This is a genomic window from Mycolicibacterium aubagnense (assembly GCF_010730955.1).
GTDB lineage: Bacteria > Actinomycetota > Actinomycetes > Mycobacteriales > Mycobacteriaceae > Mycobacterium > Mycobacterium aubagnense.
This window is the reverse complement of sequence record NZ_AP022577.1, coordinates 1,528,686-1,542,072: the sequence shown is the minus strand read 5'-3', so window position 1 is coordinate 1,542,072 and position 13,387 is coordinate 1,528,686. Positions and strand designations below refer to the sequence as shown.

Annotated in this window: 11 protein-coding genes; 6 read left to right on the top strand and 5 right to left on the bottom strand. The window is 66.8% G+C overall.

The window, feature by feature from the left end:
• Positions 1-137 precede the first annotated feature (137 nt).
• Together G6N59_RS07645 and G6N59_RS07640 are read right to left on the bottom strand one after the other, a co-directional pair.
• Positions 138-872 (bottom strand): sulfite exporter TauE/SafE family protein, encoded by a 735-nt coding sequence (locus tag G6N59_RS07645; RefSeq protein ID WP_138231572.1) that lies wholly within the window; start codon positions 870-872, stop codon positions 138-140.
• A gap of 62 nt (positions 873-934) precedes the next feature.
• Positions 935-1,594 (bottom strand): cysteine hydrolase family protein, encoded by a 660-nt coding sequence (locus G6N59_RS07640; RefSeq protein WP_163911057.1) that lies wholly within the window; start codon positions 1,592-1,594, stop codon positions 935-937.
• Between the two features lie 134 nt (positions 1,595-1,728).
• Between G6N59_RS07640 and G6N59_RS07635 the strand changes: the two genes are divergently transcribed.
• Positions 1,729-3,183, top strand: coding sequence for an aldehyde dehydrogenase family protein (locus tag G6N59_RS07635; protein ID WP_138231570.1), 1,455 nt, complete (start codon positions 1,729-1,731; stop codon positions 3,181-3,183).
• Between the two features lie 125 nt (positions 3,184-3,308).
• Positions 3,309-5,138: an acyl-CoA dehydrogenase gene (locus G6N59_RS07630; protein ID WP_138231569.1), complete on the top strand. Its 1,830-nt coding sequence runs from the start codon at positions 3,309-3,311 to the stop codon at positions 5,136-5,138.
• A 51-nt stretch (positions 5,139-5,189) separates the two neighbouring features.
• Here G6N59_RS07630 and G6N59_RS07625 read toward each other — a convergent pair whose 3' ends face one another.
• A complete protein-coding gene (locus tag G6N59_RS07625; protein ID WP_138231568.1) occupies positions 5,190-6,599 on the bottom strand; it encodes an alkaline phosphatase family protein in 1,410 nt (469 codons plus the stop codon).
• Between the two features lie 123 nt (positions 6,600-6,722).
• Between G6N59_RS07625 and G6N59_RS07620 the strand changes: the two genes are divergently transcribed.
• The gene (locus G6N59_RS07620) at positions 6,723-8,336 is read left to right on the top strand and encodes a CocE/NonD family hydrolase (protein ID WP_138231567.1); all 1,614 of its coding nucleotides are present in this window, start codon (positions 6,723-6,725) and stop codon (positions 8,334-8,336) included.
• On the opposite strand, the gene G6N59_RS07615 is transcribed toward G6N59_RS07620, so the two are convergent.
• A complete protein-coding gene (locus tag G6N59_RS07615) occupies positions 8,323-9,294 on the bottom strand; it encodes an NADPH:quinone oxidoreductase family protein (protein ID WP_138231566.1) in 972 nt (323 codons plus the stop codon). The genes G6N59_RS07620 and G6N59_RS07615 overlap by 14 nt on opposite strands.
• 46 nt (positions 9,295-9,340) lie before the next feature.
• Between G6N59_RS07615 and G6N59_RS07610 the strand changes: the two genes are divergently transcribed.
• The 3 genes from G6N59_RS07610 to G6N59_RS07600 are packed head-to-tail and all read left to right on the top strand — an operon-like array spanning position 9,341 to position 12,976.
• A complete protein-coding gene (locus tag G6N59_RS07610) occupies positions 9,341-10,432 on the top strand; it encodes an NAD(P)-dependent alcohol dehydrogenase (RefSeq protein ID WP_138231565.1) in 1,092 nt (363 codons plus the stop codon).
• Between the two features lie 59 nt (positions 10,433-10,491).
• On the top strand, positions 10,492-11,448 hold the full coding sequence (locus G6N59_RS07605) for an alpha/beta fold hydrolase (protein ID WP_163911053.1): 957 nt from the start codon (positions 10,492-10,494) through the stop codon (positions 11,446-11,448).
• Between the two features lie 55 nt (positions 11,449-11,503).
• Entirely contained in the window at positions 11,504-12,976 is a 1,473-nt protein-coding gene (locus tag G6N59_RS07600) for a flavin-containing monooxygenase (protein WP_138231564.1), read from the top strand.
• Positions 12,977-12,979: 3 nt separating this feature from the next.
• Here the strand turns inward: G6N59_RS07600 and G6N59_RS07595 are convergent, their stop codons facing one another.
• Positions 12,980-13,318 (bottom strand): MmcQ/YjbR family DNA-binding protein, encoded by a 339-nt coding sequence (locus G6N59_RS07595; RefSeq protein ID WP_138231563.1) that lies wholly within the window; start codon positions 13,316-13,318, stop codon positions 12,980-12,982.
• Positions 13,319-13,387 lie beyond the last annotated feature (69 nt).

Genomic DNA, 13,387 nt, shown 5'->3' with positions numbered 1-13,387 from the left:
CAGGCCGTCAACCGTGGCCAGGCTGGTGGAGTGGCCACACAGCAGCGAGCACCGCGCGGATTTCCGCAAGCCGGAGTTTTGGCTCAATTGTCTTGGGATGCTGGGACTGTCGGTCGGTGTGTTCGTCGTGTGACCGGCTACCGCAGCATCATCACCGTGAACGCGACGATGCTGACCACCACGATGCAGGCACGCAAGGCGTTGGGCGGCAGCCGGCGTCCGATGCGCGCCCCGAGGTAACCGCCGACCGTGGAGCCGACGGCCAACAGCAACGCCGGTAGCCAGGCCACCTGGCCGACGGCGATGAAGATGATGGCGGCGACCGAATTGACCAGCCCCACTGAGATGTTCTTGACGCCGTTGAGCCGTTGCAGATCTTCGGACACGAACAACCCGAATAGGGCCATCATGATGATGCCTTGCGCCGCACCGAAGTACCCGCCGTACACCGCGCAGCCGAAGACGCCGGCGTATAGCGGCGCGGCATGGTCAGTGGTCCGTACCGCGCCGTGCCGCGCGTCCAGCGCCCGGCGCAACCAGGGCTGTGCCAGTACCAGGACGCCGGCGAGCAGGATCAGCCACGGCACCACCGCGGTGAACGCACCGGGTGGAAGTTTGAGCAGCAGCACCGCCCCGACGATGGCCCCGGCCAGCGAAACCACGCCGAGCCGGAGGATGCGGGCGCCCTGGCCGCCGAGCTCGTGCCGGTAGCCGTAGGCGCCGGTGAAGTTGCCCGGGACCAACCCGACGGAGTTGGACATGTTGGCCACCAGTGGCGGGTAACCGACCGCCATCAGGACGGGGAAGGTGATGAGGCTGCCCGAGCCGACCACCGCGTTGATCAACCCCGCGGCGACGCCGGCCAGCAGCACCGCGGTGATCGCGAGGGCGGTCAGGGGCGCGTCTTACTGTGCGGTCTCACGTCCTGAATTCTTCACCGGGCCGGCGCGGCCGTCGCAGCGGCCTGGAAGAACTGCTCGACATCGGTGGTGGTCAGCGACGCGACGCCGATGAGTGCCAGGTCGGCGAGTCGCTCCGGCGTCACCTGCGAGGTGGCATCGGTGACCAGCGCGGCGCGGTAGTCGCGCTCGGAGGCGTCGAACAGGGTTGCGCGCGGACAGTTCGGCAGGTTGCAGCCGGCCACCACGACGGTGTTGACCGCCAGGTCGCGGAGATGCTCGTCGAGCGACGTGCGGTAGAACGCCGACCACCGCGGCTTGAACATGACGACCTCACCCGCCGCCACGTGCTGGATACCGCCGGCCAGGAGTGAGTCGTAGTCGAGAGGATGTGCCAGCAGGTCGGCGGGTACCGCGGCGCCGTCGGTGTGCGGTGCGGCGATCTGCCGGCCAGCCTCGATGGCGGCCCGGCGCGGCGGATCGGCGTCGCTGCCGCCGGGGACGTACAGCCGCACGATATGCACGATCGGTCGGTGCGCTGCGCGGAACGCCGCGAGCAGTCGCGCCATGGCGGGCAGCAGTTCGGCGGTGCCGTCGACTTGCGACGGCCCCGAGACGAAGTCGTTCTGCACGTCGATCAGCACCAGGGCGCTGCGTGCCAGGTCAGGGGAGGTGTAGTCGTGGCCGGCAGACACGTTCCCGATCTTTCCAGACAACCCGCCGACGCGAGCCACTCTTGACGACCTGATGACCGCAATGCTAAGCAACTGCACAGCATTTGTTGCGTGCCCACCCCGGGGCGCGCGCTGCTGACGATGAGAGGCACGCGATGACGCTGCAGTCGGTCTTGGAGGACATCCAGAAGCGCCCGGGGACGGGTGATGTCATCCCGATCATCGATCCGGTGAGCGAGGAGCAGATTGGCGAGTTCACCGATTGCGGGCCTGAGTTCGTCGACGAGGCCGTCGCCCGCGCCAAGTCGTCCTTCGAGTCGGGTATCTGGTCCGGTCTGCCCGGCCGTGAGCGCGCAAAGATCCTGTGGCGCATCGCCGACCTGATCGACGAGCACGCGGCTGAGTTCGCGGCCATCGACTCGGCCAACACCGGCATGATGAAGATGCAGTCGGAGTTGGTGGTCCCGACCTGTGCCGAGTTCTTTCGCTACTACGCCGGCTGGTGTTCGAAGATCAACGGCACCGCCTACGACATCCGCACCAGCGGCATCGCCTCGGATGCCTATGTCGACCAGCACGGCTACACGCTGCGTGAGCCCTACGGCGTCGTCGGCCTGATCTTCCCGTGGAACGGGCCGATCTTCAACGCCTGCGCCAAAATTGCCCCTGCGCTGGCCGCTGGCTGCAGCAGCCTGGTGAAACCGGCTGAGGAGACGCCCCTTTCGGCGCTGCTGCTGGACCGCCTGATTCACGAGGCCGGCGTGCCCGAAGGCGTTGTCAACCTGATCACCGGGTACGGCCACACCGCGGGCGCCGCCATCACCGCGCATACCGATGTCGAGAAGGTTGCCTTCACAGGTTCGACAGAAGTCGGCAAGGAGATCGTCAAGGCCTCGGCGGGCAACCTCAAGAAGGTCATGCTGGAACTCGGTGGCAAGTCGCCGGTGCTGATCTTCGACGACGCCGATCTGGACAAGGCCATCTTCGGTGCGGCCATGGGTATCTTCATTCACTCCGGCCAGGGATGTGTCTGCGGCTCAAGGATTTTCGTGCAGCGCGGCGTCTATGACCAAGTGGTCGAGGGTATCGCGGGCGTCGCCAACTTCATGAAGTACGGCGGGCCGGATGAAGAGGGCGTGATGAGCGGCCCGCTGATCAGTGCCAAGCAGCTGAACCGCGTCCTGGGCTTCATCGACGAAGGCCGCAGCGACGGCGTCGAGATCGTCGCGGGTGGCTACCGGCTGGACCGCAAGGGCTACTTCGTGCACCCGACGGTGCTGACCAACGTCGATCCCGGAATGCGCCTCTATCAGCAGGAGATCTTCGGGCCCGTGGTGAGCATCCTGCCGTTCGACACCGAAGACGAGGCCGTCGCCATGGCCAACGACACCAGCTACGGCCTGGCGGCCACCGCGTGGACCACCAACGTCAGCCGGGCGCACCGCATCGTCAAGCGCCTGCAGGCCGGCAGCGTTCAGGTCAACTGCCAGTTGGTCTTTGACCATGATCTGCCCTTCGGTGGTTACAAGCAGTCCGGTTGGGGTCAGGAATTCGGTCGCGAAGGGCTCGAGGCCTACCTCAAGAACAAGAGCGTCATCGTCCAGCTGTGAGCCATTGCCCGCAGATGTGACGGAGGTCACGTCGGCGCGTGACCTCGCACCCTTCGGGTCCGTAACCGTAAGTTGTCGCAACCTACGGTTGCGTACCTTGCGGGGCGGCGCGGATCCTGAGCCGCGTGAGCCACTACATCGCCAACGTGCGCGATATCGAATTCAATCTGTTCGAGGTGCTGCCACTGCGCGCGGCGCTCGATGCGGGCAGTTACGGCGATCTCGACGCCGATACGGCTCGCGCAATGCTCGAAGAGGTCGCGCGGTTCGCCGAAGGCGTGATCGCGGAGCCGTTCGTCGAAGGCGATCGCAACCCGCCGGTGTTCCTTCCCGATGAGCACCGCATCACCATTGCCGATCAGTTGGCCAAGACCGTGCGGGCGGTCAAGGAAGCAGAGTGGTGGCGCGTCGGCCTGGACGAGCGTGCCGGCGGCACACCGGCGCCGGCGGCGTTGGTGTGGGCGATGCAAGAAATGATCATCTGCGCCAACCCCGCGGCCATGTTCCTTTACGGCCTCGGCCCGGCGATGGCTCATACGCTCGCTGAGGTCGGCACGGAAGAGCAGCAGCATTGGGCTCGCGTCGCGATGGACAAAGGCTGGGCGGGCACCATGGTGCTGACCGAGCCCGACGCCGGCTCCGACGTCGGGGCGGGACGGGCCAAGGCGATCGCGCAGCCGGACGGCACCTGGCACATCGAAGGTGTCAAGCGCTTCATCTCCGGCGGCGATGTCGGTGACACCGCCGAAAACGTCTTCCACCTGGTGCTGGCCCGCCCCGAGGGAGCAGGCCCCGGTACCAAGGGGCTCAGCCTGTTCTTCGTACCCAACTTCCTGTTCGACCCGGACACCCTCGAACTGGGCGAGCGCAACGGCGTGTTCGTCACCGGCCTCGAGCACAAGATGGGCATCAAGTCCTCACCCACCTGCGAGCTGACGTTCGGCGCCCACGGAAAGCCTGCCATCGGTTATCTCGTCGGCGGCGTGCACAACGGCATCGCGCAGATGTTCAAGGTGATTGAGAACGCGCGGATGACGGTGGGTGTCAAGGCCGCCGGAACGCTGTCCACCGGCTACCTCAACGCGCTGGCCTACGCCAAGGAACGCATTCAGGGCGCGGACCTCACCCACATGGCCGACAAGACCGCGCCGCGGGTGGCGATCATCGAACATCCCGATGTTCGTCGCAGCCTGATGACGCAGAAGGCGTATGCCGAGGGGCTGCGGTCGGTCTATCTGTATACCGCGGCATATCAGAACCCCGATGTCGCGCAACTCGTTTCGGGTGCTGACGCCGATCTGGCGCAACGCGTGAACGACCTGCTGTTGCCCGTCGTCAAAGGCGTCGGGTCCGAGCGCGCCTACGAGATGCTCTCCGAGTCGTTGCAGACCCTGGGTGGTTCCGGGTTCTTACAGGACTACCCGATCGAGCAGTACGTCCGTGATGCGCGGATCGACGCACTCTACGAGGGCACCACGGCCATCCAGTCCCTGGACTTCTTCTTCCGCAAGATCATCCGAGATCAAGGGGCGGCCCTGGCCCACGTGTCGAGCCAGATCTCGGCCACCATCGATAATGCCGGCCCGGACCTGAAACCCGAAACAGACCGGCTGGCAACGGCGCTGGCGGATGTCCAGGCGATGGCCGCGGCATTGACGGGCTATCTCATGGCCGCCCAGGGAAACTCCGAACAGTTGTACAAGGTGGGCCTGGGTTCGGTGCGTTTCCTGCTGGCGGTGGGCGATCTGCTGATCGGCTGGCGGTTGATCCTCGCCGCGGGGGTTGCGCAGGCTGCACTGGAGGGTGCCGCCGAGCGTGACCAGGCGTTCTACAGCGGCAAAGTCGCGGTGGCGAAGTTCTTCGCGAAGAACATGCTGCCGTTGTTGTCGTCGGTGCGAGAGGTGATCGAGACGCTGGACACCGACGTCATGGAGCTGGAGATCGCGGCTTTTTAGGGATTTGTGCACGATTTTCCGCGCCAACCGCGAAAAATCGTGCACAAATCCCTACCCCACACGCGGTTTTGTGCCGGGCATTTGCGCGGGCCGGCTCTGCGGTACCGGCGGCACCGCCGGCAGTGGAAGCTGGTCGGAGGCGTTGGCGCGCAACACTTCCTGGTCGACACCGGGGAAGACGACAGGCTGCCCGGACGGCTGGTCGAGCCGCAGGGCGGACCGCAGATCGCCGAACGTCCGGCGCCGCCAGGCCGAGATGTTGGGTTCACGCACACCGGTGAACCACTCCAGGAACCGCAGGGTCGAGGTGTGGTCGAACGTCTCTCCGGCCACCCAGCCGCCCGAGGTCCATGGCGAGACGATGATGCACGGCACCCGGTAGCCACCGCCGATCGGTTGGCCGCGTACGAATTCGTCCGGAGTGCCGGCTGGAGGCAGCGGCGGGATCACATGGTCGAACAGGCCGTCGTTCTCGTCGTAGCTGAGGATGAAGACCGTCTTGGCCCATGCCTCGGGATTGGCTGCGATGGCGTTGATCCGGTCAGCGATGAATTCGGCGCCGTCGGCGGGACGAAAGTCGGGATGCTCGCACGCCGCCGCGCTCGGAATGATCCAGGACACCGCCGGCAGTCGGCCGGCGCGGGCATCTTCGTCGAACGAGCCGGCAGGAGAGACCGCAATTCCTTTGCGGTACAACGCTGAATCGTGTGGGGCTTGCTGGAACTGGCGGAACCGCGACAACACGTTCAAGCCGTAGTCGTCGGTCTCGCTGTAGACCTTCCAGCTGACGCCGGCAGCCTCGAGGCGTTCCGGGTAGGTGGTCCACGAATAACCGCCGGGCGGCACGACGTTCTTGATGATCGGTCCGCCGCCGAGGCCGGCAGGGTCGATCGTGCCGGTCATCCACATCATCCGGTTCGGCCAGGTGGGCCCCAGTACCGAGCTGTGATAGGCGTCGCACACCGTGAAGGCATCGGCCAGGGCGAAGTGGAACGGGATGTCCTCGCGCTGGTAGTACCCCATGACGTACGGGCCGTTCGCACCGTCGGCCTTGCGGTGCGCGGGCAGCCAGCCGTCCATGCGGCCGCCGGCCAGTGCTTCGTGCTGCACCGACCAGGCGTGTGAGGTGGACGGGATCTTCTGCACGCTGTTGGTCGCGCTGTCCAGGTGGAACGGCAGGGTGTAGCCGTCGGGGTTCTCCGGGTCGGGTTGTTGAAACACGCTGGCGCCGTTCGGAAGAGTGGCTGCGTTGGGATCCCCGAATCCGCGGACGCCCGGCATGGTGCCGAAATAGTGGTCGAACGAGCGGTTCTCCTGCATCAGCAGCACGACGTGCTCGATCGGTTTCGGCGCCACTGGTTCGGAGAGGGCCTGCTGCACGTTGCCCGGCATGGCGCCGAACGCCGCGGCCAGCGCGGAGCTGCCGAGGAAGCGTCGCCGCGTCAACATCGGTCCGCCCATGTTCGTCCCTCCGTGGGCTTCCTGCCCCGTCGATCAGATCACAGTTCCGGCCCTGAATTGCTGTGGATGTGCTGCTGCCGTGGAAAATGGGTCCAGACCCCCGACCCACGAGGAGACTGCGACGTGCGACGCGACACCCTGGCGTGGCTCGGTGCCCGCGCACTGACCCGCCGCTTGGGTCTGCCGCGAGCCAAGAGTTTCCGGGTGGAACGGTCGCTGCCGGTGCCGATGCGCGACGGTGCGGTGTTGCTGGCCGATCACTACGCGCCGCGGACCCGGAAACCGGCCGGCACGTTGTTGATGCGGGGGCCGTACGGCCGTGACGGGCTGCCCAACCGGGTGTTCGCCGGGCTGTACGCGGGGCAGGGTTTTCACGTCATACTGCAGAGCACCCGCGGTACCTTCGGTTCCGAAGGAGCCTTCGAGCCGGGTCGCCATGAGGTCGACGACGGCGCCGACACCGTCGAGTGGCTGCGTAAACAGCCTTGGTACACAGGGGAATTCGCCACTGTTGGCGCCTCCTACCTGGGTTTCACCCAGCTGGCGCTCCTGGTCGACCAGCCTGCCGACCTGACCACTTCGGTGATCACCATGGCGCCGCACGATTTCGGTCATTCGGTGTGGAGCACAGGATCATTCGCGCTCGGCGACTTCCTGGGCTGGAGCTATCAGGTCGCCTGGCAGCACCGTGGCGGTTGGATCCGTCAGATCCTTCGCGGCATGGCGACGCCGCGAACCCTGAAGCCGGTATTGGAGACGCTGCCGCTCGATCCGGCGGCGGCCGAATTGCTGGGCGGCCGCACCCCGTGGTTCAACGCGTGGCTCGAACAGCCGGATCCGTCGTCGCCCTACTGGGCAGAGAACGGTGTGGCTGCCGCACTCGACAACCTGCGCGGCCCGGTACTGCTGATCACCGGGTGGCAGGACGTGTTCGTGGACCAGACGCTCGAGCAGTACCGGCGGCTGCGGGCCCGCGGCGTCGATGTGGCGCTCACGGTAGGGCCATGGACTCACGGGTCGGGCGGCACCGAAGCGATCAAAGAATCCGTGCTGTGGTTGGACGGGTCGCGCCGCGCCGCGGCTCCGGTGCGCATCTGCGTCGCCGGCGGTGACTGGCTCGACATGCAGGAGTGGCCGCCACCGGTCGCGGAAATGGTGTGGCATCTGCACCCTGGAGCGGCGCTGGCCGAGACGCCGCCCGACAGCGGCGCACCCTCGACATTTGTCTACGACCCGGCCGATCCCACGCCGAGCGTCGGTGGACGCCTGCTGGTTTCCGGAAAGTCGGGCTACATCGACGACACCGAGCTGGCCGAGCGCTCGGATGTCCTGTCCTTCACCAGCCCCGTGCTGCCCGCGGATCTCGACGTCATCGGTACGCCCTACGTCGAACTGGACCACCGCACCGACAACCCGCACGCCGACGTGTTCGTTCGGATCAGCGACGTTGCGCCCGACGGACATTCGACAAATGTCACCGATGGATACCTGCGGCTCACCGCGGCTGACACCCCGGAGGCGCGGCTGCGCCTCGAGCTCGACGCGACTGCGTACCGATTCGCCGCCGGCCACCGGATCCGGCTGCTGATCGCCGGTGGCTGTTTCCCACGGTTCGCCAGAAATCTCGGGACCGGCGATCCGCTGGCCACCGCCACCCGGATGGTGCCGTCCGTACACACCGTCGCGCACGGCGACGGCGGGCAGTCTCGGCTGGTGCTGCCGGTCAGCGCACCGTGACGACTACTTTGCCCTTGGCCGAACGGTTTTCCAGCGACGCGATGGCATCCGCGGCGCGCTCCAGCGGATACGCCTCGGGTGCCGGCGGGATGATGGCACCGGACGCCAGCAGCGGCTCCAGTTCCTCCCATTGCTCGGCGAGGTAGCCCGGGTGGGTCATGGCCCACGCACCCCAGCCGACACCCACCGCGTCGACGTTGTTGAGCAGCAGCCGGTTCACCTTCACCGTCGGGATATCGCCACCGGTGAATCCCACCACCAAGAGTCGACCACCCGGTGCCAGCGACCGGAGGGAGTCCGTGAACCGATCGCCACCCACCGGATCGAGAACCACATCGACGCCCCGGCCACCCGTCAGCTCACTCACCGCATCCTTGAATCCATCGGCCAGCACCACATCGGAAGCGCCTGCAGCACGGGCGATTTCGGCCTTGTCCTCCGAGCTCACCACCGCGATGGTGCGGGCCGCCCCGAACGCCGGGGCCAACCGCAGCGTCGACGTGCCGATGCCGCCGGCGGCACCGTGCACCAGCACCGTCTCGCCCGGTGCCAGCCGACCGCGGGTGCGCAGCGCGCAATGCACCGTCAGGTCGTTGAACAGCAGCCCGGCGCCGGCCTCGAAGGACACGGTGTCGGGCAGCTTGAAGACCCGATCGGCCGGTAGCGCAACGACTTCGGCCATCGCACCGGACAGCATGGTCAGAGCGGCCACCCGGTCTCCGGCCACCACGTGCGCTCCGGCGGGTGCGCTGCGCACGACACCTGCGAGCTCGGCGCCCGGGGTGTACGGCAACTCGGGCTTGTGCTGATAGAGACCGCGGGACTGCAGCGCGTCGGGGAAGGCGACACCGGCGGCGTGCACCTCGATCACCACGGCGCCGCTGCCGTCGGGTTCGGGAATCTCGTTGAGTTCGGCTGCTGACGGGCCGTCCAACCGGGCGATCTGAATGGCGCGCATAGTGTCCTCAATTCCGTCGCGGGATGTCACCATCTAACATCCCGGCATGATCGACGCACGTGCCGCGGTGTTGCTTCGCCCGGGTTCGACCCCTGAACTCACCGACGTCCAGATTCGCGAGCCGCGGGGCAACGAGGTGCTGGTCGGCATCAATGCGGTCGGCATCTGCCATACCGACATCAGCACTGCGGCACGCTGGCCGGAGAAGCGACTGCCCATGGTTTTCGGCCACGAGGGCGCCGGCACCGTCCTGGCCGCCGGCCCGGACGCCCGCATCGACGTCGGCCGGCAGGTCGTCCTGACCTTCGCGAGCTGCTCGCAATGCGCCGCCTGCTCGTCCGACACGCCCGCCTACTGCGACAACGCGACCCGCTTGAACATGGCCGGCGATCGTGGTGACGACACGAGCGCCTTGCGGCTGGACGGTCAGCCGGTTCGCGGCGGATTCTTCGGTCAGTCGAGCTTCGCCACCCATGCGCTGGCCAACACGTCCAACGTGGTGGTGCTGCCGGACGGTATCGACGCGCAGCTGGCGGCGCCACTGGCCTGCAGTGTGCAGACCGGTGTCGGAGCCGTGCTGAACACCTTGACGGCACGGCCCGACGACGTCCTGGTGGTGTGGGGTGCGGGCGCGGTGGGCCTCTCGGCGGTGATGGGTGCGCGCATCGCCGGGTGCCGCACGATCATCGCTGTCGACCCGATCGCCGAACGGCGGGCGCTGGCAATCGAATTGGGTGCCACCGGGGCCGTCGACCCGGCTTCGGAGAGCCTTGTGGCCGAGCTCATGGAACTCACCGGAGGTGGGGCGGCGCTCGCCGTCGACACCACCGCGCGGGCGGATGTCATCAGCACGGCGCTGACCCTGCTGCGCAAATGCGGCACCCTCGCGCTCGTCGGGTTGGGCGCGCTGACCGCCGAGCTACCTGTCGGACTGATCCTGGCCAACGGGCTCCGGGTACAAGGGGTCATCGAAGGCGACAGTGCGCCGCACACCTTCATCCCGCAGCTGGCCGGGCACGTCCTGCGGGGCGAGTTGCCCGTCGACAAACTGGTTCGGACATACCGGTTCGACCGCTTCGCCGACGCCTGGTCGGACGCCACGGCCGGTCGCGCTGTGAAGCCTGTGCTGGTTATTTAGGTAGGCTCGCTGGTACGGGATGTCCCGCCGGCAACGTCGCCGAACCCGAACGGAGCAGTATGACCGCCTTCAGTCAATCCCAGCTGGTCAGACCCGGGCGTCCCGCAGCGCTGCCACCAGGCCGTTCCATGGAGATCGAGGCCGTTGACGGCACCCGGCTGCACGCCGAGGTCTTCGGCCCCGAACATGGCCGGCCGATCGTCTTCGCTCACGGCATCACCTGCGCCATCGGTGTGTGGGGCAACCAGATCGCGGACCTGGCGACCGACTACCGGGTCATTGCCTACGACCACCGCGGGCACGGGCAGAGCGGGGCGCCCAAGGGCCGCCACAAGTACAACCTGGACTTTCTCGCGGCCGACCTCGACTCGGTGTTGACGGCGACGCTCAGGCCGGGGGAGCGGGCCGTCATCGCCGGCCACTCGATGGGCGGTATCGCGATCACGTCCTGGGCGCAGCGCTACCCGCGGCGCGTCACCGAATGCGCACATGCCGTCGCTCTGCTCAACACCACCACCGGGGACCTGCTCAAGCTGGTTCAGCTGGCGCAGGTCCCGAACTCGCTCGCGAAGTCCCGGGCCTACGCCGCCGGCCGCATCCTCAAGACCTTCGGCGGGGCGCCGCTGGTGCCGGGTTCGCGCAAGGCGGCCCGCCAGTTCGTGGCGATGATCGCGGTCGGTCGTGACGCCGACCCGGCGGTTGCCGACTACGTCTATGAACTGTTCATGGGCACCTCCGCCGCCGGCCGCAGCGGGTGGGTCAACGCTCTGGTGGACAACCTCGATGCTCACCACATCGGCCTCGACAACCTGACGGTTCCGACGCTGGTCATCGGCAGCACGAAGGACCGGCTCCTGCCCATCGCGGCGTCACGGCGGATTGCCAGGAACGTCCCCAATCTCTGGTCGTTCGTCGAGCTGGGCGGTGGGCACTGTGCGAACCTCGAGCGCCCCGAGCAGGTCAATCAGCATTTGCGGGCGCTGCTCGCCGGGTCGGCTCACAGCTCGACTGCCTAGGGCCGCGATGTCCTAAGGTGGAACCGGCGGTACCGGATCAGATCAAGGGAGATTCATGACGGGTAGCGACGGCGGCGAATTTTTCGACGTGCTGATCATCGGCGCCGGCATCTCCGGCATCGGGGCCGCATACCGGCTGCACCAACGCAGCCCCCAGACCACCTATGCGGTCCTGGAGCGGCGCGCACGCATCGGCGGCACCTGGGACTTGTTCCGCTATCCAGGAATCCGTTCGGACAGCGACATCTTCACGCTGAGCTTCCCGTATCAGCCGTGGACCAGGCCGGAGAACATCGCCGATGGCGATCACATCCGGGAGTACCTGACCACCGCGGCGCACACCTACGGCATCGACCGTCACATCACCTTCGACACCCATGTGCTCTCGGCCAATTGGGATTCGGCGACCGACACGTGGACGGTGCAGACCAGGCAGAACGGCGAGGCCAAGGCCTACCGCGCCCGATTCCTGTTCTGCGGCACCGGCTACTACAACTACGACCAGGGGTACACCCCGGATTTCCCCGGCATCGATACCTTCACCGGTGACGTCGTCCATCCTCAGTTCTGGCCCGAGTCGCTCGAATACGCCGGTAAGAAGGTGGTGGTGATCGGCAGTGGTGCGACGGCCATCAGCCTGGTGCCCGCCATGGCCAAGACTGCCGCGAAGGTGACCATGTTGCAGCGGTCGCCCACCTACCTGATGTCCCAGTGGCAGGTCGACCCGATGGTCAACCTGATCCGGAAGCTGTTGCCCCGCAAGGTCGCCCACCGGATCGTGTGGTTCCGCAACGTACTCATCGGGGTGCTGAGCTACAACCTGCTGCGTAAATTCCCCAAGGGCGGCCGCCGCCTCATCCGCAACCGGGCCATGGCCGCGTTGCCGCCGGGCTACCCCGTGGACGTGCACTTCAACCCGAAGTACGACCCGTGGGATCAACGCCTCTGTGCGGTGCTCGACCGGGACATCTTCACCGCCATCGGTGACGGCCGCGCCGAGGTTGTCACCGACCACATCTCTCATGTCGATGCCACCGGCATCGTGCTGAAATCCGGTGCGCGCGTTGATGCCGACATCATCGTGACCGCGACGGGGCTGGAGTTGCAGGCCCTCGGCGGCATCTCGTTGGCTGTCGACGGTGTCCCGATCACGCCGTCCGACCGGTATGTCTACAAGGAGTTCCTGCTCGAGGACGTGCCGAACATGGCGTGGTGCCTGGGTTACACGAACGCGTCGTGGACGCTGCGCGCCGACATGACGGCGCGCGCCTTCGCAAAGCTGGTGACGTACATGGACACGCACGGGTACACCCATGCGTACCCGCATCTGGGTGCCGCCCCGATGGACGAGAAGAAGACGTTCGACCTCGATGCCGGCTACATCAACCGCAACCCCCACGCGCTGCCCAAGTCCGGTACCCACCGGCCGTGGCATGTGCGGCACAACTACGTGCTCGACGTCATCGACCACCGCTTCGACCGCATCGAAGAGTCCATGGTCTTCGGCCGGGTGGCGCAGCGGGTCTGACTTTCAGGATTCCTCTTGCTCGATGAGTCTGGCCGGGGCTGCCTGGCGCCAGGAATCGGTGAGAATGTCGCTCAGTTCCTGCACGTCCTCGAGGGCGGCCAGCCGAACGCGAACCCAGGCCGACGCGGCCTCGTGCCGCGGCACCCAGAATTTGTGCGGTTCGGCAGCGATCAGCTCTTCGCGGTCAAACCTGGGGCAGCGCACCGCAAAAGAGGTCTCATCGTCGGGCACGGTGACGAACATCTTGCGCGCGACGTCGAACGTCGGATGGCCCCAACGCTCCTTCTCGGTGGTTTCGGGGAGGGACAGCGCGATGCGGCGCACGTCATCGGCGTCGGGCACGGTACCGAACCTTCCGGGGCTATCGAGGCGGAGCTTGTCTGCCGAGGCAGCCTACCGCTGGGCGCTGAC